The organism is Phocaeicola sp. ICN-14070, from assembly GCF_037892625.1.
In the GTDB taxonomy this organism is placed as follows: domain Bacteria; phylum Bacteroidota; class Bacteroidia; order Bacteroidales; family Bacteroidaceae; genus Phocaeicola; species Phocaeicola plebeius.
In genome coordinates, this window is record NZ_JBBKBF010000029.1 from 1 (window position 1) to 25936 (window position 25936).

General features: G+C 42.7%; 15 protein-coding genes and 1 pseudogene. 12 read left to right on the top strand and 4 right to left on the bottom strand.

The window, feature by feature from the left end:
• Positions 1-82 precede the first annotated feature (82 nt).
• From WKT20_RS09395 to WKT20_RS09430, 9 genes and pseudogenes are all read left to right on the top strand, one after another.
• On the top strand, positions 83-1930 hold the full coding sequence (locus WKT20_RS09395) for a 2-oxoacid:acceptor oxidoreductase subunit alpha (RefSeq protein ID WP_340417274.1): 1848 nt from the start codon (positions 83-85) through the stop codon (positions 1928-1930).
• Between the two features lie 33 nt (positions 1931-1963).
• Complete coding sequence (locus tag WKT20_RS09400; protein ID WP_340417275.1) at positions 1964-2974, top strand: 2-oxoacid:ferredoxin oxidoreductase subunit beta; 1011 nt, start codon at positions 1964-1966, stop codon at positions 2972-2974.
• Positions 2975-3119: 145 nt separating this feature from the next.
• Positions 3120-3281 (top strand): annotated as a pseudogene (locus WKT20_RS18325) (two-component regulator propeller domain-containing protein); the annotation flags it as partial.
• Between the two features lie 75 nt (positions 3282-3356).
• A complete protein-coding gene (locus tag WKT20_RS09405) occupies positions 3357-6041 on the top strand; it encodes a helix-turn-helix domain-containing protein (RefSeq protein ID WP_340417276.1) in 2685 nt (894 codons plus the stop codon).
• 284 nt (positions 6042-6325) lie between these two features.
• On the top strand, positions 6326-8659 hold the full coding sequence (locus tag WKT20_RS09410; RefSeq protein ID WP_118165600.1) for a GH92 family glycosyl hydrolase: 2334 nt from the start codon (positions 6326-6328) through the stop codon (positions 8657-8659).
• A gap of 2 nt (positions 8660-8661) precedes the next feature.
• Positions 8662-9456, top strand: coding sequence for a basic secretory protein-like protein (locus WKT20_RS09415; protein WP_118028242.1), 795 nt, complete (start codon positions 8662-8664; stop codon positions 9454-9456).
• A gap of 16 nt (positions 9457-9472) precedes the next feature.
• On the top strand, positions 9473-11785 hold the full coding sequence (locus tag WKT20_RS09420; RefSeq protein ID WP_340417277.1) for a GH92 family glycosyl hydrolase: 2313 nt from the start codon (positions 9473-9475) through the stop codon (positions 11783-11785).
• 32 nt (positions 11786-11817) lie between these two features.
• A complete protein-coding gene (locus WKT20_RS09425) occupies positions 11818-14937 on the top strand; it encodes a SusC/RagA family TonB-linked outer membrane protein (RefSeq protein WP_118028244.1) in 3120 nt (1039 codons plus the stop codon).
• Positions 14938-14958: 21 nt separating this feature from the next.
• Positions 14959-16329 (top strand): RagB/SusD family nutrient uptake outer membrane protein, encoded by a 1371-nt coding sequence (locus WKT20_RS09430; RefSeq protein ID WP_118165602.1) that lies wholly within the window; start codon positions 14959-14961, stop codon positions 16327-16329.
• A 34-nt stretch (positions 16330-16363) separates the two neighbouring features.
• Here the strand turns inward: WKT20_RS09430 and upp are convergent, their stop codons facing one another.
• The gene (gene upp / locus WKT20_RS09435; protein ID WP_118165614.1) at positions 16364-17017 is read right to left on the bottom strand and encodes a uracil phosphoribosyltransferase; all 654 of its coding nucleotides are present in this window, start codon (positions 17015-17017) and stop codon (positions 16364-16366) included.
• A gap of 280 nt (positions 17018-17297) precedes the next feature.
• Here upp and pckA point away from each other — a divergent pair, with 280 nt between their 5' ends.
• The 3 genes from pckA (at position 17298) to WKT20_RS09450 (ending at position 21553) form a co-directional block, all read left to right on the top strand.
• Complete coding sequence (pckA, locus tag WKT20_RS09440; RefSeq protein ID WP_117702786.1) at positions 17298-18902, top strand: phosphoenolpyruvate carboxykinase (ATP); 1605 nt, start codon at positions 17298-17300, stop codon at positions 18900-18902.
• A 99-nt stretch (positions 18903-19001) separates the two neighbouring features.
• On the top strand, positions 19002-20885 hold the full coding sequence (locus tag WKT20_RS09445; RefSeq protein WP_445323274.1) for an alpha-L-fucosidase: 1884 nt from the start codon (positions 19002-19004) through the stop codon (positions 20883-20885).
• A 20-nt stretch (positions 20886-20905) separates the two neighbouring features.
• Positions 20906-21553, top strand: a complete 648-nt coding sequence (locus WKT20_RS09450) for a nitroreductase family protein (protein ID WP_117673302.1) — start codon at positions 20906-20908, stop codon at positions 21551-21553.
• Between the two features lie 5 nt (positions 21554-21558).
• Here WKT20_RS09450 and WKT20_RS09455 read toward each other — a convergent pair whose 3' ends face one another.
• The 3 genes from WKT20_RS09455 to argS all read right to left on the bottom strand — a co-directional run bounded on the left by WKT20_RS09455 (position 21559) and on the right by argS (position 25923).
• Positions 21559-23379, bottom strand: a complete 1821-nt coding sequence (locus WKT20_RS09455; RefSeq protein ID WP_118242321.1) for an LTA synthase family protein — start codon at positions 23377-23379, stop codon at positions 21559-21561.
• 16 nt (positions 23380-23395) lie between these two features.
• Positions 23396-24022, bottom strand: a complete 627-nt coding sequence (locus WKT20_RS09460) for a ribonuclease H1 domain-containing protein (RefSeq protein ID WP_117702783.1) — start codon at positions 24020-24022, stop codon at positions 23396-23398.
• Positions 24023-24105: 83 nt separating this feature from the next.
• Positions 24106-25923 (bottom strand): arginine--tRNA ligase, encoded by a 1818-nt coding sequence (gene argS / locus WKT20_RS09465; protein ID WP_117702782.1) that lies wholly within the window; start codon positions 25921-25923, stop codon positions 24106-24108.
• Positions 25924-25936 lie beyond the last annotated feature (13 nt).

The window sequence follows — 25936 nt, forward strand, 5'->3', positions numbered from 1 at the left end:
TATCTCCCGATTTATTTTGTTTTTTTACGGAACTTCCCCATTTTTGCCAAAATTGATTTTGTGAACTTTAAATAAATACGATATGGCAGAAGAAATGATTGTCAAGGAACTGGACGAGGTAGTAGTCCGTTTCTCGGGTGATTCCGGTGACGGAATGCAACTGGCCGGTAATATGTTTTCCAATATTTCGGCAACCGAAGGAAACGATATCAGTACATTTCCGGATTATCCGGCAGATATTCGCGCCCCGCAAGGTTCATTGACTGGTGTGTCTGGCTTTCAGGTACATATTGGTGCCGGAAAGGTCTATACTCCTGGCGATAAGTGCGATGTGCTGGTAGCCATGAATCCGGCAGCCTTGAAAACACAATATAAATTTTGTAAACCGCAGGCGGTAATTATCATCGATTCCGATTCATTTACCAAACGTGATTTGGAAAAGGCCAAGTTTACGTTGGAAAATCCCTTTTCGGAATTGGGTATTAAGAATGAAGTCGTGTCGGCAGCTATCACTACTATGTGTAAGGAAAGCCTGAAGGATAGCGGGCTGGACAACAAGTCTATCTTGCGAACAAAGAACATGTTTGCTTTGGGGCTGGTATGCTGGCTGTTCCATCGTGATGTGAAGGTGGGCGAAAAAATCCTGCGCGAAAAGTTTGCCAAGAAACCGGAAATTGCTGAAGCTAATGTGAAGGTGCTTTACGACGGTTATCATTTTGGTGAGAATACTCATGCTTCTGTATCGATGAGTTATACCGTGCCAAGCAAGGCACAGAAAGAGCCGGGAAAATACATGGACATCAACGGCAACAAAGCTACTGCATACGGCCTGATGGCAGCTGCCGAGAAAGCAGGCTTGCAATTGTATCTGGGTTCTTATCCGATTACACCGGCTACGGATATCTTGCACGAGCTGGCCAAGCATAAATCGTTGGGGGTAAAGACAGTGCAGTGTGAAGATGAGATTGCCGGATGTGCTTCTGCCGTAGGAGCTTCGTTTGCCGGGGCACTGGCTGTAACGACCACTTCCGGACCGGGTATCTGTTTGAAGAGTGAGGCCATGAACCTGGCGGTGATTACGGAACTTCCGCTGGTGATTGTAGACGTACAGCGTGGAGGCCCTTCTACCGGACTGCCGACCAAGTCGGAACAGACCGACTTGCTTCAGGTACTTTTCGGACGTAATGGAGAAAGTCCGATGCCTGTGGTAGCCGCTTCTTCACCGACCGACTGTTTTGATGCGGCTTATCTGGCCTGCAAGGTTGCTCTGGAACACATGACTCCGGTCGTTCTGTTGACCGATGCCTATATTGCCAATGGCTCTGCCGCATGGCGTCTGCCCGATTTGAATACTTATCCTTCTATCTGTCCGCCTTACGTGAAGCCGGAAATGGCTGATTCATGGACACCGTTCCAGCGTGACCCGCAGACGGGTGTGCGTTACTGGGCTACACCGGGTACTCCGGGATTTATGCACCGTATCGGAGGATTGGAAAAGAGCAACGAAACCGGAGCCATTTCTACGGAACCGGAAAACCATTTCCTGATGACGAAATTGCGTGCCGAAAAGGTAGAAAAAATTGCCGATTCATTGCCGCCGCTTACGGTGGAAGGCAATCCGGATGCCGATTTGCTGATTGTAGGCTTTGGAGGTACTTACGGGCACTTGCATTCTGCCATGGATCAGTTGAACGCCATGGGAAAGAAAGCAGCACTGGCACATTTCCGTGTTATCAATCCGTTGCCGAAAAATACAGCCGAAGTATTGCGGAAATACAAGACCATCGTGGTGGCCGAACAAAATATGGGACAGCTGGCAGGTTATCTCCGCATGAAAGTGGAAGGTATTCACCTGCATCAGTTCAATCAGGTAAAAGGCCAGCCGTTCGTAGTAAAAGAGCTGGTAGAGGCTTTCAGTCAACTTTTTTAATGATTCATCAATAAATATTCTGGAGGAATAACAATGAGTGAAACAAAATATACGGCAGCAGATTACAAATCCGGACAGCCTCGCTGGTGTCCGGGCTGCGGCGACCACGCTTTCCTGAATTCTTTTCACAAGGCTTTGGCCGAACTGGGAGTACCTCCCCATGAAATTGCGGTGATTTCCGGTATCGGATGTTCTTCGCGTTTGCCTTATTACATGAATACGTATGGCATGCACACCATTCACGGACGTGCGGCTGCCATTGCTACGGGAGCCAAGGTGGTTAATCCGAATCTTACTATCTGGCAGATTTCCGGTGACGGTGACGGCCTGGCCATCGGTGGTAACCATTTTATCCATGCTATCCGTCGTAATGTAGATATTAACATCATCCTGTTGAATAACCGTATTTACGGATTGACCAAGGGACAGTATTCTCCGACTTCAGCCCGTGGGTTTGTAAGTAAATCTTCTCCCTACGGTACAGTGGAAGATCCTTTCCGTCCGGCAGAATTGTGTTTCGGAGCTCGCGGCCGTTTCTTTGCCCGTTGTGCGGCAGTAGATGGCGGTCCCTCTGTGGAAGTGCTGAAAGCAGCTGCCCGTCATAAAGGTACGTCGGTAGTGGAAGTATTGCAGAACTGTGTCATCTTCAATGACGGTACGCACAATGCGGTGGTCAAGAAGGAAGATCGTGAACGCAATGCGATTTATCTGGAGCACGGTAAGCCTATGCTCTTCGGTCCGAACAAAGAATTCGGTCTGATGCAGGAAGGCTTCGGGCTGAAAGTGGTGAAACTGGGTGAGAACGGTATCACGGAAAAAGACATCTTAGTGCACGATGCCCATTGTGAAGATCACACCCTTCAGTTGAAACTTGCGCTGATGGAAGGCCCGGATTTCCCGATAGCCTTGGGTGTGATTCGTGATGTGGATGCACCGACATACGATGAGGCAGTAGAAGCCCAGATTGAAGAGGTTTCAGCCAAGAAAAAGTATCACACGTTTGCCGAATTGCTGGAAACGAATGATACGTGGGAGATTAAATAACGTAATAAGATAGTTCTAAGAGGAGCCGGTGATTTCTTTCGCGCGGCTCCTTATTTGTCTTTATTCTTTATTTATCACGATTTTGTGTATTTTTGTATGACATTTTAATAAATGAATTATAGTTATGACAAGAAGCATCGGTAATATGAAAATTTATTTTACAGCTATTTTCTGGATTGTCTGTTGTCAGATTGCACGAGCTTCTGCTTCTTCTTATTCTTCTTTTGTGATTAATCACCTGCAGGGGCTTTCAAATAGTGCAGTGTTAAGTATTTTGCAGGATAACCAGGGACTCATGTGGTTCGGTACTTATGATGGTTTGAATTGTTACGATGGAAGAACAATTGAGGTGTTCCGTACTGATTTTTCCAAAGGGCGGACATTGGATAATAATATTATTTCCCGCATTCAGGTAGCAGGGAACGATAAATTGTGGGTACAGAGCTTCTTGGGAATTAATTTGTTTTCGACAGATTCTTTATCCGTGATAGATAATTACATTTTTCCAAATGAAGAAACTATCGTTTATTCTAACAGGAAAGGTGACAGTTGGGTCTTAGGGAAGCGTAATCTGTATTATTATAATACATATCATCAATGTTTTATCAAGGCGGATAGCGTGAAAATGCATCTTGATAATCTTGCACAATGTGCTTTTGTGGACGATAAAGGTGGATTACATGTGGTTCCGGCCAATGATACGCAAATGTATCATTTTTCATTGAATACATTTTCATCCGATTCATTGCAGGTTCACATGCAGGTAGCTTCTTCTCCATTGCATTCCAAACATATAAAGAATACATTTATTCAGGGAGGAGTCATTTGTTTTATCGATGAAGCGTATGATTTGTATCTTTATGATGTGTCGAAAAAATCGAAGATGTATATTCGTAACGTCAGGGAACTGTATACGAAGTATGGAAATTTTATAGATGTTTTTCCTTTTTATGATGATATCCTGGTAACACTTCATACGGGAGGTGTACTTCGTTTGATGGCTTCGCAGCAGTATGCTGAGGATTTGATGCGGGTTGATTTGCGTATATTTTCTGCTTATACAGATAATCAACAGGGCATTTTATGGCTGGGAACCGATGGGAACGGCGTGGTTAAGTTTACTAAAAAGAATGCATTAGTTACGAATTTGCTGCTGAATCACTTGTCTCCTGCTATCAGTGGACAAGTTAGAGGAATTATGACAGACCGTTATGGTACTTTGTGGATAGGAACAAAAGGAGATGGCTTGATATGTATTCCTGATTATCAAAAAGATTTTGACGGGAAATCGCTTTTTATTTATTCTCCAAAAGGAAAGTTGCCCTTAGCGAATTATATGCGTGGGCCTAATTTCTATCCGGTTTTTTTACTTAAAAAGAAAAATAACAGTGATGATTTCTGGGTGGGAATGTCTGATTCTTTACTTTATTATTACTCTTATCAGGAGGATAGATTGATTCAGGTACAGGGGTCTATACATCGTTCAACGGAGATACATGGCATATACGAAGAAAATGATTCTACTCTTTGGTTAGCAACGATGGGCAGCGGTCTGCTTCGAGTTACCTTGGATGTCTCTTCCAGAATCCCTCGCATTCGTAAGTTTAGATGTTTCCGTTGTTTTTCTGAACAAAAAGAGATTGTGGAATATTCCTCTTTGTGGGTACAAGGGGATTCTTTATTGTGGCTTGGAAGCCGGGGACAAGGACTCGTACGGTTTGATATAAAGAATCATGAATATCAAGTCTATTCGTTGCGTGAAAAATTGGGAAAGGCGGTAGACGATATATTGTGCTTGTGTGAATATGGGAAAAATCATTTCTTTGCTGGTACTACAGCTGGATTAGTTTCGGTCAATATTGACGGACGAAATATTATTCCTTCTTATATTGGACGAGAGCAAGGGCTTGTAAATGAGATGATACATGGCCTTGTGAAGGATGAAGCAGGTATTTTATGGATGGGAACAAATAAAGGAATGATAAAATACGATCCGGTTAGTGAAGGTTCCTACACATATTATTATAGCAAAGGAATTGAAATCGGAGAATTCAGTGATGATAGTTATTATCGAAGCCCTTACAATGGAGATATTTTCCTTGGGGGAGTAAATGGGCTGCTTTATATGGATGCTCATCAGTCGTCTATTCCTGAATATTATCCGGAGCTTATTCTTCGTCGATTAATGATTGATCGTGAAGAAGTGAATATCAATAAATATTATTCCTCAGATAAAAAGGCAATTTGCTTGTCTGAAGAGAAGAATACTTTTTCTTTACAGTTTGTGGCTTTAGATTATTTGAATTCCGACATTGAGTATTCTTATATATTAGAAGGCTATGACGAAAAGTGGAGTCTTTTCTCTAAGGAGAATGAGGCTGTATTCCGGCATGTCCCGCCTGGGGAATATATATTTCGCGTACGTTATAAAAAAGATGTGTTAGATACGGTTTGTAAGGAATATTCGGTTATAATTAAAATCGTTCCTTTGTGGTATCATACAGTGTGGGCATATGTAGGAATTTTCTTACTGTTTCTGGCTTGTCTGGTAGGATATGTTTATAAGTTATATCGTAAGGGATTTTTTAGTCATGTGGCAAGAGCCTGGGCTGTATCACGTAAGGGACTGGAAATCGAAAACGAAAGAGAACTTTCAATGAAGCAGGCTGCATTGGGAGATTGGGCTGACTATTTTTCTCATTGTCATTTACCTGAACAAATCACGTTTGTACAGAGAATTCTTGAGGTTATAAATGAGAATTTGGATAAAGAAGAGCTGGGACCAACCTTTCTGGCAGAAAAAATGCATGTAAGTCCTCGTCAATTTTATCGGAAATTCAAAGATTTATCGGGTATCACTCCCAGTGATTTTATTAAGAAATATCGAATAGTGAAGGCTGCTCATCTTTTGGCTGAAACAGATTTATCCATTCAGGAAGTTATTGAATCTGTCGGGATTTCCAGTCGTCCGTATTTCTATAAGGAGTTTGCAGAAAAATATGGAACCACTCCTAAAAATTATCGCATGCAGCATCGAAAAGATGAAAATGTGAATAATATGGAGTAAACTCTGAGAAAAGGGCATTTATGTAGTGGCATAGGTGTTCTTTTTTTGTTTATAGTTGTTCTCTAAATGATTTTATTACCTTTTCTTTATTTGTTCTCTAAATGAATATAGTGTAATGCAATATCTTGTAAATCAGCATGTAATTATGTTCTGCATTTTGTTTGTAATTCTTTGTTGAGACATTCTAATCAGCAAGTGGAAAATGTCTGTAGCAAGGAAAGGTTTATAGTAGTTAAACTCTACTTTTACATGTAGTAAAAACTGACTTTAAACCTAATTTTAGTATGCTTCGAAAAATACAATTTTGCTTGCTTGCCGGACTGCTCGCTTCTCCGGTATTTGCTCAACAAAAGGCAGTGGATTATGTAAATCCAATTATTGGAACCAATGGGATGGGACATACTTTTCCCGGCGCTTGTGTACCTTTTGGCTTGATACAGCTTAGTCCGGATACTGATACTATCCCTCACAATGTAAATGGAGAATACCAGAAGGATGTATATAAATATTGTGCCGGTTACCAATATTCAGATCCTACTATTGTAGGCTTTAGTCATACACATTTAAGTGGTACGGGACACTCCGACTTGGGGGATATGTTGATTATGCCGACGGTGGGAGAGCTGAAACTGAATCCGGGACGTGCTTCTCATCCGGATGAAGGATACCGTTCCCGTTACAGTCATTCCACTGAGCATGCATCGGCTGGATATTATGAAGTAGAGCTGGAAGATTATAAGATAAAGGCTCAGCTTACAGCTACTCCTCGTGTCGGTATTCATAAATATACTTACCCTTCCTCTGACGGGCGTATTGTTCTCGATTTGAATCATGGTATTTATAATTATGATGGGAAAGTGCTTTGGAGTTATTTGAGAGTAGAAAACGATACTCTTCTGACCGGCTATCGGATAACTAACGGATGGGCCCGGACGAACTATACGTATTTTGCCATTTCTTTCTCACAGCCGATAAAAGATTACGGGTATGTAGATAAAAAGAAACCGGTTTATACGGGTTTCTGGAGACGTTTTAAGATGGATCGTAACTTCCCGGAAATAGGCGGACGTTCTGTGGTTTCTTATTTTAATTTTGACACTTCTTCCAATAAAGAACTGGTAGTAAAAGTGGCTCTTTCGGCTGTCAGCACGGAGGGGGCACTGAAAAATTTATTGGCAGAAGCTGGTGGAAAAAGCTTTGAGCAGGTAGTAGCGGAAGCATCAGAAGCTTGGAATGAAAAGCTGGAACTGTTTGAAATAGAAGGAACGGAAGACCAGAAGGCCATGTTCTATACTTCGCTGTACCATACGATGATTAACCCTTCTGTGTATATGGATGTGGATGGGCATTATCGCGGACTTGACCATAATGTGCATCAGGCGGAAGGATTCACTAATTATACAATTTTTTCTCTGTGGGATACCTACCGTGCAGAACATCCGTTCTTGAACCTGGTTACTCCTTTGCAAAATGCGGATATGGTGAAGTCTATGATTGTGCATCAACAACAGAGCATACATAAAATGCTGCCGGTATGGAGCTTGATGGGAAATGAAAACTGGTGTATGAGTGGCTATCATGCCGTACCTGTATTGGCTGATGCTATAGCTAAGAAGGTTGTTACGGAAAAAGAAGCGGCTTTACAGACGATGGTGGAAACATCGAATGTAGATTATTATGACCATTTGGACGATTACAAGGAACTGGGATATATTCCTTTTGAAAAGAGCAGTACGGCAGTTTCCTCTACCTTGGAGTTTGCGTATGACGACTGGGCTATCTATCAGACGGCCTTGCAGGCTGGCAAAGAAGATATTGCCAAGAAATATTATGCCCGTGCCTTGAATTACCGTAATGTGTTTGATAAGAAAAGAGGTTTTGCTTGTCCACGTGATGCGAAAGGGAACTTTAAGGCGGATTTTGATCCTTTGCAGACACATGGAGAAGGTTTTATTGAAGGAAATTCATGGAATTTCTCTTTTCATGTACCTCATGATGTATACGGTGTGATGGATTTGATGGGAGGAGAGAAAGTTTTCCTGAATCGTCTGAATGAGCTTTTTGAGATGCATCTTCCAAAAAAATATTACGAAAAGAACGAGGATATTACGGAAGAAGGTCTGATAGGTGGTTATGTACACGGCAATGAACCCAGTCATCATATTCCTTATCTGTATGCCTGGACTTCACAGCCTTGGAAAACACAGTTCTGGACACGTGAGATTGTAGACCGGATGTATCGCAATGATATTAACGGGTTAGGAGGAAATGATGACTGCGGTCAGATGTCAGCCTGGTACATGTTTACGGTGATGGGCTTTTATCCGGTTTGTCCTGGAACGGACCAATATGTACTTGGAGCTCCTTATTTCCCTTACCTGAAACTACATCTTCCTAATGGAAAAACGTTGGAAATCAAAGCTCCTGGTGTAAGCGACAGCCGGCGTTACGTACAGTCGCTGACCATTAACGGAAAGAAATACGAAAAACTGTATGTCACTCATGCAGACCTGCTGGAAGGCGGTGTATGGGAATTTAAGATGGGAGCCTCTCCAAACAAGAAAAGAGGACAAAAAACAGAGTATAAACCTTATTCATTAACTAACGGAATTAAATAAGTATGAAAACACAATTGTTATTGGCCGGTATAGCCTTTGGGTTGGCCGGAATCTCGGCTTGCACCGGGCATCAGTCAAATTCAGAGGAGAAAACGGTGGATATCTGGAAGGATTATCCTGTAGGTTATATTGTATTCGATGACCAGGCGCCCGAGACAGAAGGTTCAAAGGTTTACCATCGTATTGTGACTCATCCGCAGGATTACATTGCAGAACAGGCGCGTACGGTGTTAGCCACATTGTATGATGCTCCGTCGGACAGCATTGTTCCGGTAGATACTATTCACTATTCGTTGCAGGATATAGAAGGAGTCTCAGCTAAGGATGGTGGAAATGGGGTAGTAAGTATCTTCTATAGTACTCGTCATATTGAAAAATCGTTTGCTGCTAATGACACGGCAAAATTGTTTTTCGAAACCAGAGGTGTTCTGCTGCATGAACTGACTCATGCTTATCAGTTAGAGCCGCAGGGAATAGGAAGCTATGGAACCAACCGTGTGTTCTGGGCCTTTATCGAAGGCATGGCTGATGCCGTACGTGTGGAAAATGGAGGATTTACTCCGGCTGACCGTCCGAAAGGAGGAAATTACATGGACGGATACCGTACAGCAGGATATTTCTTTGTTTGGTTGAAAAACAATAAGGACAAGAATTTCCTGCGTAAGTTCAACCGTAGTACGTTGGAGGTTGTTCCCTGGTCGTTTAATGGAGCGATTAAGTATGCATTGGGAGAAGAATATGATATAGATAGTTTGTGGCATGAATATCAGGTGGCTGTAGGCGATATTAAGGAATAGTAAAAAACAGTTGATTATGAAGCGTATTCTTAAAATATTCTTTTTGTGTACAGCTTTGCCAGTGTGTTCGCTTTCAGCTGAAAGTCTGACACAGTATGTCAATCCGATGATTGGTACTGATGGTTACGGCAATGTTTATCCGGGTGCACAGATTCCGTTTGGTGGTATACAGATAAGTCCGGATACGGATGCTAAGTTCTATGATGCAGCGGCCGGATACAAGTATAATCACACTTCTATTCTGGGATTCAGCCTGACACATCTGAGCGGAACAGGAATTCCTGATTTGGGTGATTTCTTATTCATACCTGGAACAGGGGAGATGAAACTCGAGCCGGGTACACGGGAGAACCCCACAGAAGGTTATCGTTCGCGTTATTCTCATGAGAAGGAGTGGGCTTCTCCTAATTATTATGCTGTAGAACTGTCTGATTACGGTGTGAAAGCTGAAATGACAGCCGGATTACGTAGTGGCATGTTCCGTTTCACCTATCCTAAGTCGGACAAGGCATTTATCATGATTGACATGAACCATACCCTTTGGCAGAATTGTGAATGGTCAAATTTGCGTATGGAGAATGACTCTACCCTGACAGGTTACAAGCTGGTAAAGGGCTGGGGACCGGAACGCCATGTCTATTTTACCGCAGTATTTTCTAAGAAGCTGAAAAACCTGCGTATCATGCAGGATAAGAAACCGGTTATCTATAACACTTCCCGTTTCCGCAGTTGCTATGAAGCGTGGGGAAAGAATCTGATGGCTTGTATCTCCTTTGCAGCCGAAGAGGGAGAAGAAGTGATTGTGAAAACATCGGTGTCGGCTGTCAGTACTGCTGGAGCGACACTGAACTTACAGGAACTGAACGGTATGACATTCGATGCTTTACGTGAAAAGGGAGTCGGTCTGTGGGAAAAGGAATTGTCCAAGTATCAGATTGAGGCCAAACCGGAAGTGAAGGAAGCTTTTTATACGGCTGCCTATCGTGCAGCGCTGCATCCGTTTGTTTTTCAGGATGCAGACGGCCAGTTCAGAGGGTTGGATAAGAACATTGAGAAAGCCGGGGGTTTTACCAATTACACTGTCTTCTCATTGTGGGATACATACCGTGCCTTGCATCCTTGGTTTAACCTGGTACATCAGGATGTCAATGCAGACATTGCCAATTCGATGCTGGCCCACTATGACAAAAGTGTAGAGAAGATGTTGCCGATATGGTCTTTCTATGGCAATGAAACCTGGTGTATGATTGGTTATCATGCTGTATCTGTACTGGCAGATATGATTGTGAAGGGCGTAAAAGGTTTTGATTACGAACGTGCCTATGAGGCCATGAAGACTACAGCGATGAACGAACACTATGACTGTCTGCCGGAATACCGTGAGAATGGCTATGTTCCTTTTGACAAGGAAGCTGAATCTGTTTCAAAGACATTGGAGTATGCTTATGATGACTACTGTATTGCGCAGGCTGCCAAGGCATTGGGTAAGACAGAGGATTATAAGTACTTCCTGAACCGTTCGCTTTCATACCAGACGTTGATTGATCCGGAGACAAAGTACATGCGTGGCAAAGACAGTAAAGGTAACTGGCGTACACCTTTCAGTCCGATAGCTTATCAGGGACCGGGTTCGGTGAACGGATGGGGCGATATAACCGAAGGTTTCACGATGCAGTACACATGGTATGTACCTCACGATGTGCAGGGATACATCAATTTGGCAGGAAAGAAACTTTTTCAAAAACGGTTGGATGAACTGTTTACCGTGGAGTTGCCTGAAGATATTCCTGGCGCTCACGATATACAGGGACGCATTGGCGGATATTGGCATGGAAATGAGCCTTGTCATCATGTAGCCTATCTCTATAACTATTTAGGTCAGCCTTGGAAATGCCAGTACTGGGTGCGTGAGATTACTTCCCGTTTCTATGGCAATGAGCCGGGCTCGCTGAGTGGAAATGACGACTGCGGTCAGATGTCGGCATGGTATATGTTTAACTGTCTGGGATTTTATCCGGTAGCTCCTTCCAGCAACTTTTATAACATCGGTTCGCCTTGTGTCAAGAGCCTGACAGTGACATTGAGCAATGGCAAGCAGATAAAGATGACTACGGAAGGTTGGTCAGAAGAGGCAGTTTACGTAAAGGACCTGTATGTGAACGGACAGAAATATACGAAATCCTATTTGCCGTACGACATGGTAAAAGAGGGAGTAACACTACATTTTGTCATGAGTGAAAAGCCTTCTTACAAAAGAGGAGTGGCTAAAGGGGATATACCTCCATCAATATCTTTACCTAATAAAACTGCTTTGTATCGAAGTGAATAATAACATAATATTAACCTTTAATGTAATGTAATATGAAAGCAACATTTTTTATGCAGCGTCCTATAACAGGCTTGCGTTATAAGTCGGTGGCTGCTTTATTGGCGTGTGGAAGTATGGGAATGCCTTTTGCTGTTGCTGCAGAGACTGCAGGAGAATGGGGAAATATGGCAAAGGAAACCATGCAGCAGACTCAAAAAGTGAGTGGTACTGTGGTTGATAAAGATAATGTGCCTATCATTGGTGCTACGGTTGTAGTAGAAGGTACATCAACAGGTGTTATTACGGATTTGGACGGTCGGTATACGATTGATATGCCAGCAGGAAAAAATAAGTTACAGTTTTCTTATATAGGTTATTCTACTTTAACCGTAGATGTTAATTCTCGTGCAGAAGTAAACGTTACTTTATTCGAAGAAACGGTAAATATGCAGGAAGTTATTGTAGTAGGCTATAATACGGTGAAAAGAGGACAGTTGACAGGAGCAGTTGATATGGTGAAGAGTGAGAAAATCTCGAATCAGACTTCTGCTGCATTGGAAGACCGTTTGCAGGGAAAAGTCGCTGGTTTGATGATTTCTACCGGTTCTGGTCAGCCTGGTAGCTCTGATGTCAAGGTTCGTATTCGAGGAACCGGATCTATTAACGGTTCTAATACTCCGCTCTATATATTAGACGGTGTAATGATTGAGGCTGCTCAGTTTGCTTCTTTGAATAATGATGATATTGCCGATATTCAGGTACTTAAGGATGCTTCTGCAACAGCAATTTATGGATCTCGGGGTTCTAATGGTGTAATTGTGATTACAAGTAAGCGTGGTAAGGAAGGACGTACCTCTGTAAATTATAATCTCAAATTGGGAACTTCTATTATGCGTGATTTGAAGAATAGGATGATGACAGGTGCGGAGAATATCTTATACCAAACTTATTGTGCAGAACAGAATCCTGACTCTAATCAGTTCCCTTTAATGCATTTGTTAAGCCTTGAGAGTAAAGAAAAGCAAGGTACGATTAGTGCCAGTGAATTGGCTGAATTGAATGCAGGACGCGGTCGCTTGGAAAGTGCACGTGCTACTGATACCGATTATTTGGATTTGATGACACAGAATGGCTTTACAATGGAGCATAATGTGTCTGTGAACGGAGGAAATGAGAAAACGAAGTTTTATGTTTCGGGTTCTTTCTTAAAGCAAGATGGAGTTCTGAAAGAGTCTGGAATGTCTCGTTATTCTGGCAGATTTAATTTAGACCATAAATTGAGCAGAGTGATAGATTTTGGTCTGAGTACCAGCATAGGTTATTCGGATTCAAAATTTGCTGACCCAGATTATGATGAGTCCGGAAACCGTCAAAGCTGGATGAACCCTTGGTTTACTACCTATCTGGCATATCCTTATGAAAACCCGGATGAATGGTTTAATGGGGATAACCCGACTTTACTTACCAAATATCTTCATCGTAAAAAGGGATTGCTTCGTTTGGTCGGATCAGCTTATGTAAATGTAAATATTACTGACTGGTTGCGTTTTAAGACTAATTTTGGTATGGACTATTATGGTCGTAAAACTACTACCACTCTGGACCGTGAACATCCAAAGGCAGTCAGCAATCATGGCTATATGTCGCAAGCCACTTCAGACATGCGCCGTTATACGTGGACAAACACGTTGAATATGATGAAAACCTTTAATGATATTCATTCATTATCGGGAGTTGTAGGTTTTGAATTGTATGATGGAGTATATTCTGGATTTAATCAGACCGGATATGATTTGGATCCGTTTATGTCTGATTCTCCGGCTGGTATCGGTGATAAGACTGGCTCATCCGATAATCCTCCTACAATTGGTGGTAGTAAGACACATAGTAACTTGATGTCCTTCTTTACTCAGTGGAACTATACTTTGAAAGATCGTTATAATTTCTCAGCGAGTGTACGTTATGATGAATCTTCTAAATTCTTAGGTAGCAATAAAGGAGCAGCGTTTTGGTCAGCTGGTGTTGCCTGGACTATCAGCAATGAAGATTTTATGAGTCGCTTTGAAAAGATTAATCAATTGAAATTGCGTGCCAGCTACGGTACAACGGGTAATCAAGATGGAATCAGTGACTTTGGCTCTTTCAATGGGTATACAAAAACATCTTATAACGGACAATCTGGCTATTATCACAGTATATTAGGAAATGCAGACTTAAAGTGGGAAACTTCAGGACAGTTTGATTTAGGTATGGATTTACGTATGTTTGATAATCGCTTGAATGTTTCTGCTGATTTTTATATTAAGAATACTCAAGATTTGCTGATGGATAAAAAAATCTCACAGACATCTGGGTTTAGTGAAATAAAAACGAATGCAGGTTCTATTCGTAATACTGGTATTGAATTGTCAATAAGTGGAACGCCTGTACGTACTGCTGATTTTGAATGGAATATTGGAGCTAATATTACGTATAATAAAAACCAGATTACTGACCTTGGTACTTGGGCAAATGCGGACAACAAGTTTGTAAATGGAGATTATCTTTATGAAGTTGGTAAGTCTTTAGGTACTTGGTACATGGTAGAATGGGCCGGTGTAAATCCTGAAACAGGAGAAGTATGGTTCTATGATCAGAAAGGTGGAAAAACGGAAGATATTTCTCAGGCACCTTTTGTTGATAAGTTCAAATCATCTGAAGTTCCTGTGTTTGGTGGATTTGATACCAGTCTGACTTATAAAGGAATTTCCTTGTCAGCCAATTTTACTTATGCATTGAATTATTATATTATGAATGCTACTCGCTGGTATGTAGATAACCATAATTTTAATGGTAACAAACCGGCTTATATGTTGACAATGTGGAGACAACCTGGTGATATAACCAATGTGCCTCGTTTTGATTCCCAAAATAACCCGAGTCCTTGGGCTTCACAATTCCTTGAAGATGCTTCTTTCTTGCGCTTAAAAACATTGCGCTTGTCTTGGACTCCTTCTCGTAAGTTGTTGGAAAAGCAGAAAGTGTTCCAGTCAATGAATATATTCTGCCAGGGTGAAAATTTGTTTACAGTAACTGGATATTCAGGCATGGACCCGGAAGTAAGTGGAGATACAGACTATATGTCATATCCAACTCCTATATCAGTTACTTTTGGAGTTAATGTAAGTTTTTAATTAATTAAAACGAATGAAATTATGAAGACATTATATCAAGCCCTTTGCATTGGGGGAATGGCATTGATGGCTGTTTCTTGCGATTATACAGATTTGCAGCCAACAGATCAGATTGGTGATGAAATGATTTTTAGTTCTGTATCAGCTTTAGAACAGACGGTTACAGGTGCGTATGCACAAATGTCTGCAAAACAGATTATTCGTGTGACTGCAGTATTGTCTGATGATGTGATTAAAGGAGGACAAAATGGAGGAGCCGGTGATGATACATATCAGTGGACTTATACAGCTTCTACGGGTGAACATGCTGATATCTGGTCTAAAGAATGTAATGTAATTAATCAGGTAAATAGAATCTTGAAAGGAGCAGAGAGCGTAGAAGCTACTACTGATGAAGAAGTTGCCAGTAAAAATAATAGTATTGCTACTGCTAAATTCTTGAGAGCATATAATAGCTTAGAATTATTATTGTTCTTCTCTGATATTGAAAAAGAAGATTCATACGGTATTCCTTATGTAAAGGAACCGGTTGTGCTGGAAACTCCGGGCCGGAATACTGTTGGGGAATGCTTTGATTACATGATTCAGGACTTAACTGATGCGCGTCCTTTATTGCGTCAGGTTGCTCCAGATGATCCGGTTTATGTATCACAAACTGCCGTGGATGCATTGTTGGCTCGTATATATTTGTATAAAAAAGATTATGGCAAGGCTTATCAGTATGCGGATGCCGTTCTGCAACAGAAGTCTTTTGCCACTATGGGTGAGTATACGGATATTTGGAGTGATAAGAGTAATGCAGATATAATCTGGAAACTGAAAAGAGCGGTTGGTGAGGAAACTATTGGTACAATATTCTGGGGTGCAGATAACAGTAGTTCTTTTGAAGCTGCTCCTGAATTAATCAATTCTTACTTGGCTGACGATATTCGATTGAATTTGTTCATTGCTGACGGCGTGGATCGTGATGGAGTTGCCGTAAAGAAGGTCAATAAGTATAAAGGAACAGAAGCAAATGTAGGATTAGCTGATGGTAAGATGTTGCGTTCATCCGAAATGCAGCTAATAAAGGCAGAAGCTATTGCTTATACAGATCTTGACAAGGCAAATGTCTTGTTAAATGATTTAAGACGTGAGCGCATTTCAGGATGGGTTGATCAGAATTATGGAACATTAGATGAATTTATGGAGGAATTACTAGTGGAGCGTAGAAGAGAATTGTGTTATGAAGGACATCGTTTCTTCGATATGCGTCGGTTTGGAAAATCTCTTTACAAGCCTGTGATTAAAAAGACATTGGAAGCAGGTAATTTCCGTTGGTTAATGCCGATACCACTGGGTGAACTTCAAGGTAATTCTGTAATTGCTAAGCAGCAAAATCCTGGTTATTGATAAAAGGAGAGGATGCAATCGCATCCTCCTTTATTTATTCTTTTTCTCCATAACACAAATCGCCTGCATCTCCCAGTCCCGGCACGATATAGGAATGAGCATTCAGTTCCGGGTCGATGGCGCCGCACCATACGGTGGTTTTTTCAGCCGGGAATACTTTTTTGATATGCTCGATGGCTTGACGGCTGGCAATGACCGAAGCAATGTGTATATGCGCTGGCTCTCCTTTGGTAAGTAAAGCTTCGTAGGCTAATTCCATGGAACTGCCGGTAGCCAGCATCGGATCGGTCAGAATCAGAATCTTTCCGTCCAGTCGCGGAGAAGCAATGTATTCAATGTGGATATCAAAGTTGTCTTCATTGATGTACTTACGATAAGCAGAAACGAAGGCATTTTCCGCATGGTCGAAATAATTGATAAATCCCTGATGAAGTGGAAGTCCTGCACGAAGGATGGTAGCTACTACGGGCTGTTCGGAAGGTATGTTCTCTACGGCTGTGGCGAGTGGGGTTTGTACGGATACCGGATGGTAGGGAAGGGTCTGGCTGATTTCGTATGCCATGATTTCACCCACACGTTCAATGTTGCGTCGGAAGCGGATGCGGTCACCTTGTACATGTACGTCGCGGATTTCAGAAAGAAACTGGTTGAAAAGGCTGTTGCTTTGGTTAAAGTTGATTATTTTCATAAACATTTTCAGGTTCTTAGGGGTTTTATTATTTAGATTTCAGTCTGCAAAGAAACAAAATAAAATTGATTTGTAATGTGGATTTGACAATTTTGTTACACAAGTATAAATCTTTAAATGATTACGGATTTTTTTCTGTAATAACTTCTTTGAATTAAAAATATCTACTACTTTTGTAGTGCCTAAAACAAGGAGATGTTGAAGAGCAGAAAAAGCAGATTAGGCTTACAGATTTAGACAATAAACATTTGATATAATAACCAAATTAATCATTTGAACAATGGCAAATTTAGATCTTACTAAGTACGGTATCACTGGAACCGTAGAAATCGTACACAATCCTTCTTACGATGTATTGTTTGCAGAAGAAACAAAAGCAGGTTTGGAAGGCTTCGAAAAAGGTCAGGTAACTGAACTGGGTGCAGTAAACGTAATGACTGGTATCTACACTGGTCGTTCTCCTAAAGATAAATTCTTGGTAAAAGACGCTACAAGTGAAAACACTGTATGGTGGACTTCTGAAGAATATAAAAACGACAACAAGCCTGTAACTACAGAAACTTGGAATGTATTGAAAGAATTGGCTGCTAAAGAATTGTCAAACAAGAAATTGTATGTTGTTGATGGTTTCTGCGGCGCTAACGAAGCTACTTGCTTGAAAGTTCGTTTCATCATGGAAGTTGCATGGCAGGCTCACTTCGTAACTAACATGTTCATCCGTCCGTCTAAAGAACAGTTGGAAAACTTCGAACCTGATTTCGTTGTTTACAACGCTTCTAAGGCTAAAGTTGAAAACTACAAAGAACTGGGTCTGAACTCAGAAACTGCAGTTGTGTTCAACTTGACTACTAAAGAACAGGTTATCCTGAACACTTGGTACGGTGGTGAAATGAAGAAAGGTATGTTCTCTATGATGAACTACTTCAACCCGTTGCGTGGTATCGCTTCTATGCACTGCTCTGCTAACACTAACATGGAAGAAACTGAATCAGCTATCTTCTTCGGTTTGTCTGGTACTGGTAAGACTACTTTGTCTACAGACCCGAAACGTAAGTTGATTGGTGATGACGAACACGGATGGGATAACGAAGGTGTATTCAACTACGAAGGTGGTTGCTACGCTAAGGTTATCAACCTGGATAAAGAATCTGAACCAGATATCTACAACGCAATCAAACGTGACGCTCTGTTGGAAAACGTAACAGTAGACGCTAACGGTAAGATTGACTTCGCAGATAAGAGCGTAACTGAAAACACTCGTGTTTCTTATCCTATCCACCACATCGAAAACATCGTGAAACCTACTTCTAAGGGTCCTCACGCTAAACAAGTTATCTTCTTGTCTGCTGATGCATTCGGTGTATTGCCTCCAGTATCTATCTTGAATCCTGCACAGGCTCAGTACTACTTCTTGTCTGGATTTACTGCTAAGTTGGCTGGTACAGAACGTGGTATCACTGAACCGACTCCGACATTCTCTGCTTGCTTCGGTGCTGCTTTCTTGAGCTTGCATCCTACTAAATATGCAGAAGAACTGGTTAAGAAGATGGAAATGACTGGTGCAAAAGCATACTTGGTTAACACTGGTTGGAACGGAACTGGCAAACGTATTTCTATCCGTGATACTCGTGGTATCATCGACGCTATCCTGGATGGTTCTATCGAAAAAGCTCCTACTAAGACTATTCCTTACTTCGATTTCGTTGTTCCGACAGAATTGCCGGGTGTTGATCCGAAGATCTTGGATCCGCGTGACACTTACGCTGATGCTGCTGAATGGACTAAGAAAGCTGAAGACTTGGCTGGACGTTTCATCAAGAACTTCGCTAAGTTTACAGGTAACGAAGCTGGTAAGGCTTTGGTTGCTGCTGGTCCGAAATTGTAATTCAGACTTACAAAATCTTAAATATGAAAGCGGTTTCCTTCGGGAAGCCGCTTTTTTTGTATCTTTGGTCGTAGTTTTAATTCGTAAATCTAATTTATTATGAGAAAGTCTATTCATCTTCTATCCATTCCAGTTGTGGCTTGTTGCTTGTCGTGTACTTCCGGAAAGGTGCTTCCGCCTGAACCGATTCTTCCTGTGCCTGAACCTAAGCAGGTGGAATGGCAGCAGATGGAAACGTATGCTTTTATCCATTTTGGCCTGAATACTTTTAATGACCGGGAATGGGGATATGGAGATACGGATCCGAAAACGTTTAATCCGACGAATCTGGATTGTGAGCAATGGGCGCAGACACTGGTAAAAGCTGGTATGAAAGGAGTGATTCTTACTGCCAAACATCACGACGGATTCTGTTTGTGGCCGTTTGAAGGTACAGACTATAGTGTAAAGAACTCTCCGTGGAAAAACGGACAGGGAAATGTGGTGAAAGAATTGTCGGAGGCTTGTAAGAAATATGGACTTAAGTTTGCTGTTTATCTTTCGCCATGGGATCGCCATCAGGCTAATTATGGTACGCCTGAGTATTTGCCTTACTTTTATGCGCAGCTACATGACTTGCTGACGAACTACGGACCTGTATTTGAAGTATGGTTTGACGGTGCTAATGGTGGTGACGGATGGTATGGTGGTGCCAAGGATATACGTACCATTGATCGCAAGAACTATTATAATTATCCTCGTATTTATGAAATGCTGGACAGTATTCAGCCTCAGGCTATCATTTTCTCGGATGGAGGACCTGGTTGCCGTTGGGTAGGTAACGAGAAAGGTTTTGCTGGAGCTACCAACTGGTCATTCCTGCGAAAGGGAGAGGTGCATCCGGGATATGATAAGAACTATGAATTGCAGTATGGACATCCGGATGGAAATCAGTGGGTGCCTGCAGAGTGTGATGTGTCTATCCGTCCGGGATGGTTCTATCATCCGGAGGAAGATGACAGAGTAAAAAGTCCGGATCAGCTGGTGGATTTGTATTACCGCAGTGTGGGGCATAATGCCACTTTGTTGTTGAACTTCCCAGTAGACCGGAGAGGGCTGATTCATCCGGTAGATTCTGCCAATGCGGTTCGTTTTCATGAGATGATTCAGCAGCAGTTGAAGACAAATCTGGTGGCAGGAATGACTCCCAAGGTTTCAAATGAACGTGGAGGAGATTTTGTGGCATCTGCCTTGACCGATGATAATTTTGATACTTACTGGGCTACGGAAGACGGGGTAACTACAGCTGATATCGAGTTCTCGTTTGATACGCCTGCTCGGATGAACCGTATGATGCTTCAGGAATATATTCCGTTGGGACAGCGTGTAAAGGCATTTGTGGTGGAATATCTTGATAAAGATACATGGCTTCCGGTGAAACTGAATGAAGAAACGACTACCATTGGATACAAACGTCTGTTACGTTTTGAAACGGTGGAAACAAAGGGTATACGTATCCGGATTACAGATGCGCGTGGTCCGCTTTGTTTGAGCAGTGTGGGAGTGTATGATGCAGGCAATGTGTCTGATTCATTTGTAGAGAAGGTGGAAGACATTGAATCTTTGCCTTATCTTTTGCCGGATGTTAAAGCCGATGAGGCGGCAAAGGCTTCTGACAAGCAGGCGCAGACGACTTGTTTTGTAGAAGGTGACCGTTTGTTGATTGAACTTCAAGAGGAGCGACTGGTTTCTTCTCTTCATTTCTTGCCTGATCAGGGTGAACCTAACAAGGGTCTGATTGCCAATTATGAAATACGTGTCGGCGTGAGCAAGGATGCAGTGAGTCAACTGGTCAAATCGGGTGAGTTCTCAAATATACAGAACAATCCGGTGATGCAGTCGGTATTCTTTACTCCGGTAAAAGCCCGTTATATAGAGTTGAAGGCTACGCGTATGATTCGTGCGGGCGAACCGATGGGATTTGCCGAATTAGGGGTGAAATAACTAGGTGAAAATAAGAGTTTATGAAAAAAGTAATTTATTCAATGTTAGGAGCAGGGTTATTGTGCCTCTCCAGCTGCGGTGGACAGACGCAGACGGAACAGACCCCTGCGGTTGATAAATCTTCGGCTAAAAATCAGGTGATTGAAACTATCATGACGCGACGGAGTGTGCGAAAATATCTGCCGCAGCCGGTAAACCGTGATACAATGCAGATGATTCTGGACTGTGGTATTCATGCACCCAACGGACAGAATAAGCAGTCATGGGCAGTACGCGTGGTAGACAATCCGGAGTTTATCAATGGTATTACGGAGGTGTATAAGAAGTTGAATCCCAAAATGGCAGAAGATCCGGGATTCAAGAATATGTTCCGCAATGCACCTACGGTAGTATTTATAGCCAACGATACTTCGTATGACATGTCGCAGATAGACTGTGGACTGTTGGGAGAAAATATGATTCTTTCGGCTTGGTCAATGGGTATCGGTTCCTGCTGTTTGGGAAGCCCCATACGTTTTATGAAGACAGAGCCTCAGGTAGCAGACTATCTGAAGCGCCTGAATATACCTGAAGGCTATGAATTGTTGTATTGCATAGCCTTCGGATATCCAGATGAGTCACCGGCAGCCAAGCCGCGTGATGCATCGAAAGTGATGTTTGTGGAGTAATCTATTTATCGCGCTCCTAAATCGTCATAAGAAGATTGTAGAATCGCTTTCCCCAGTTCTGTGCGTCGTTCGTTCGGAGCTGGGGATTCTATTAATGTCTTGCCGGAATTGTTATCAATCAGTGTGGTACCGGTACTGTCGCGGAAGGCAAATCCGTTGTTATAGGTATAGTAAGCAAACGGGTACTTGTAGTTTTTACCTAACACGTTACGGCTGAAGTTGAATTCCTTATGGCTGATTCCCAATTGTGCCAGCAGGGTAGCGGCCATATCACTTTGGTTCATCAGTTTGTCAATGACCATAGGCTGCTTAATGGCGCCTCCTAACCATAGCATCGGAATGTGGTGGATACGTGGGTCATGCACCAGTCCTTCTTCCGGATAATAGTAGCCATGGTCTGGCAGACACACGATGAGTAAGTTCTTCCATTGAGGAAGCGTCTTGAGTTTGTCGATAAATTTCCCCAGACAATCGTCAGTGAAAGCAAAAGCATTAGGAATTTTCTCTTTCAGGCGATGGTAGGGTACCTCAAACGGCTCATGGCTGCTCAGGGTGAGGAAGGCCGTATGCCAGGGCTGGTCAGTATCCCGTTCTTTTATCTGGCGGTAGAGGTACTCAAAAGTAATGTCATCGTTTACTCCCCATGGGTTTTTCCGTTCTTCCATGCTGAAATCTACATCTGCTGTCAACTGTTGGTATCCGCTGCCCAGCAAATAACTCTTCATGTTGGTGAAGTTGATATCGCCTCCATACAGAAAATCTGTGGCATAGCCTTGTTCCCGCAGTTTCCCGGCAATAGAAGGCAAGGTGCGGCTTTTGGCGGGAGATTTCATGACGGAAACCGTCGGGAAGCTTTGGTATCCGCTGAAGGTACAGACCGTACCTCGGTCGGTTCGGAAACTGTTGGCATAACAATTAGTAAAGAAGACTCCTTCCTTGCTCAGGCGCTCCAGATTCGGACTGACACCGGGTATTCCTCCTAATGATTCTACGAATACTCCTCCAAAACTTTCCATGAGGATAATCAATACATTAGGACGGTTGGTGGTAAGTAATGAAACTTCATTCTCTCCTGTATCAGCATACAATCCTTCGAATAAACTTGCCCGTTTTTCTTCATCGAAGAAATTGAACTGCTGGGAAAAGTCGGTGGTTTTGCTGATGGAAGACAACAGACTGAAGTCCGGATTGATGGCGGAATGATTCAGAAATTCGTCATTGCAGAAATAGGCTTGTCCTACGTTGCTGGTTGATTCGGTTACACCTCCTCGTATGACGATAAAGATAACTCCTCCCAAAAGCAGAGTTATCAAACTGCCTGTGATACGCTTCTGGACTTGTGGCAGACAGTCTGGTGTGATCTTATATAATCCCCATGTCACCAAGGCTGATAAGATGAGGATACACAGCAGTCGTATCAGAATAAATCCAAAGGATACACTGGCCATGGCATTCTTCGGAGAATCCAGGTAGAGGAAGATGGAAGCATCTAATTTGAATCCCCAAAATGGATACAAGGCCATATCGCCGATGAAGATAAGTGTGGTAGCCAGACTGATTAAAACGTAGTAGCCGATAAGTATCTTTTTCAACGGGAAACGGCGGAACCATATACTGCAAAGAATGGCCAGCCAGGGGATGGCCGTCAGGTATCCGGTGGTTGCTGCGTCAAGCGTAAAGCCATGGAACAATACCCGAAGGTAGTCTATGAAAGCTGTTCCCTTCTCGCATGCACCGTTATAGAGCATAAAGACAGGTTTCTGAAGCAGGAAGTAGCCCAGTATGCTGGCAAAAAAACATCCCAGATATGTAAGTCTCTTTTTCATCTGTTTAAGTTTTTGATTATTTACGTCCGAAGTCAGCAGGGACTTCTCCCCATACGTCAGTCTCCCACTTGAGCAGGGGAGTGGTATAAGTGTTTTCCTTCAGCCATTTTTCTGCCCGTTCAATTAACTGGAAGAGTGCTTCTGTTTTCTCGGTTCGTTCCAGTTTGGTCTTGCATTTTCTTTGCTTCACCCAAGAGAGGGCATTACGACTGTCGGAGTAGATAGGCATGTTCAGGTTCTTTTGTTTAAGAAGTGCCAGTCCATGGACTATGGCCAGAAATTCTCCGATATTGTTGGTACCGTAAACTGGTCCGAAATGGAAGATTTCCTGTCCTGTCAGCAGGTATACTCCGCGATATTCCATGGGGCCAGGGTTACCGCTACAAGCAGCATCTACTGCCAGACAGTTTAAATTGAAGTTTTCGGGGAGTTGTGCCTCAGGCTTTTCTAAAGATGATGCACGGTGGCGGTTCATGTATTGATGTGCAGGAGTCGCGAAAGCATGTTCAGCTTCCTCTTGTGAATCGAATGACTTATATATGGCTCCTTTATAGCCTTGTATTTGCAGTTGGCAATCGGTCCACGAAGAATAGATGCCCGGATTCACTCCTTTCCAGACTACGTAGAATTTTTTTTTAGCCATAAGATGGTCTTTAAAAAGAAAGTGGCTGTGCAAAAAGAGTGTGGTTTACCCCTTTGCCAGCCACTTGATATACAAGATTGTGATTACATGCGTTCAGGTACTTCGATACCCAGCAAGCCCATAGCCAGCTTGACTACTTTGCCTACATTCTGGCTCAAGGCGAGACGGAATATTTTCAGAGCTTCATTTTCTTCACGCAGAATGCTGAAGTCATGATAGAACTGGTTGTATTCTTTTACCAGGTCGTAAGCATAGTTTGCCAGAATAGACGGATTGTAATCTGTTCCGGCTTGTTTCACTACGTTGGTAAAGTCTGCCAGCATTTGAATCAGACCTTCTTCTTTTGTACTCAGTTCAATACCGCTTGGGATGACAGCCGGGATGCTGAGTCCAGCTTCTGTAGCTTTACGCAGAATAGACTGGATACGTGCGTATGTATATTGGATGAACGGACCTGTGTTTCCGTTGAAGTCAATAGATTCTTTCGGGTTGAAAGTCATGTTTTTGCGTGCATCCACTTTCAAGATGAAATATTTCAAGGCGCCCAAACCTACGATGCGTGCGATGTCGTCTGCCTCTTCCTGAGTCAGTCCGTCCAGTTTGCCCAGTTCGTTGCTGGTTTCCTTGGCAGTTTCAATCATGGCCTCCATCAGGTCGTCAGCGTCTACTACTGTACCTTCACGGCTCTTCATCTTACCTTCCGGCAGTTCCACCATACCGTAAGAGAAGTGTACGAGGTCTTTACCCCATTCGAAGCCCAACTTGTCGAGCAGAATAGACAATACCTGGAAGTGATAGTTCTGTTCGTTACCTACCACATAAATCATCTTGTTGATAGGATAATCTTGGAAGCGCAGTTTGGCAGTACCGATGTCCTGTGTCATGTATACAGAGGTACCGTCACCACGGAGCAGCAATTTGTGGTCTAATCCTTCCGGAGTCAGGTCGGCCCATACAGAACCGTCTTCCTTGCGATAGAACAATCCTTTTTCCAGCCCTTCCATTACCTTTTCTTTTCCTTCAAGGTAAGTCTGTGATTCGTAGTATATCTTGTCGAAGCTTACTCCCATCATCTTGTAGGTTTCATCGAAACCTGCATATACCCAGTCGTTCATCTTCTTCCATAGGGCACGTACTTCCGGGTCGTTTGCTTCCCATTTGCGAAGCATTTCGCGTGCTTCCAGCATCAACGGAGAATTAGCTTCGGCTTTTGCCTTTGCTTCTTCTTCGTTCATTCCTTCAGCCTGATATTGAGCCATCAGTTCTTTCACTTCAGCTTTGTAGTGCTTGTCGAAAGCTACATAGTAATCACCAATCAGGTGGTCGCCTTTCTTGCCTGATGATTCAGGAGTTTCACCGTTGCCATATTTCAACCAGGCCAGCATGGACTTACAGATGTGGATACCCCGGTCGTTTACGATGTTTGTTTTTACCACCTTGTTACCGTTGGCAGCCATGATGTTAGCCAGCGCACTTCCCAGCAGGTTGTTACGCACGTGACCCAGGTGAAGCGGCTTATTGGTATTAGGAGAAGAATATTCAATCATGACAAGTGGCGCATTGTCGTCTGCTTTCTGTATACCCCACTGGTTATCGGTGTGGATACGGTTCAGCAGTTCAATCCATACGTCAGATGCAATGGTCAGGTTCAAGAAACCTTTAATTACGTTATAGTTTGCGATGGCCGGTTCATTCTGTTTCAAGTATTCCCCAATTTCTTGTGCAGTTTGTTCCGGGCCCTTTTTAGACATCTTCAGGAAAGGAAAGACAACCAGTGTCAGGTGGCCTTCAAACTCTTTCTTTGTTTTCTGAAGTTGAACCATTTTGGCAGGAACTTCCTGATTGTATAAGGTCTTTATACCGTTCAGGATAGATTCGGTCAGTTTATCTTCTATTTTCATGTGTATATAGTTT

Coding starts and splice junctions, on each gene's coding strand:
- WKT20_RS09395 (WP_340417274.1), top strand. CDS start 83: ATGGCAGAAGAAATGATTGTCAAGGAACTGGACGAGGTAGTAGTCCGT.
- WKT20_RS09400 (WP_340417275.1), top strand. CDS start 1,964: ATGAGTGAAACAAAATATACGGCAGCAGATTACAAATCCGGACAGCCT.
- WKT20_RS09410 (WP_118165600.1), top strand. CDS start 6,326: ATGCTTCGAAAAATACAATTTTGCTTGCTTGCCGGACTGCTCGCTTCT.
- WKT20_RS09415 (WP_118028242.1), top strand. CDS start 8,662: ATGAAAACACAATTGTTATTGGCCGGTATAGCCTTTGGGTTGGCCGGA.
- WKT20_RS09420 (WP_340417277.1), top strand. CDS start 9,473: ATGAAGCGTATTCTTAAAATATTCTTTTTGTGTACAGCTTTGCCAGTG.
- WKT20_RS09425 (WP_118028244.1), top strand. CDS start 11,818: ATGAAAGCAACATTTTTTATGCAGCGTCCTATAACAGGCTTGCGTTAT.
- WKT20_RS09430 (WP_118165602.1), top strand. CDS start 14,959: ATGAAGACATTATATCAAGCCCTTTGCATTGGGGGAATGGCATTGATG.
- upp (WP_118165614.1), bottom strand. CDS start 17,017: ATGAAAATAATCAACTTTAACCAAAGCAACAGCCTTTTCAACCAGTTT.
- pckA (WP_117702786.1), top strand. CDS start 17,298: ATGGCAAATTTAGATCTTACTAAGTACGGTATCACTGGAACCGTAGAA.
- WKT20_RS09445 (WP_445323274.1), top strand. CDS start 19,002: ATGAGAAAGTCTATTCATCTTCTATCCATTCCAGTTGTGGCTTGTTGC.
- WKT20_RS09450 (WP_117673302.1), top strand. CDS start 20,906: ATGAAAAAAGTAATTTATTCAATGTTAGGAGCAGGGTTATTGTGCCTC.
- WKT20_RS09455 (WP_118242321.1), bottom strand. CDS start 23,379: ATGAAAAAGAGACTTACATATCTGGGATGTTTTTTTGCCAGCATACTG.
- WKT20_RS09460 (WP_117702783.1), bottom strand. CDS start 24,022: ATGGCTAAAAAAAAATTCTACGTAGTCTGGAAAGGAGTGAATCCGGGC.
- argS (WP_117702782.1), bottom strand. CDS start 25,923: ATGAAAATAGAAGATAAACTGACCGAATCTATCCTGAACGGTATAAAG.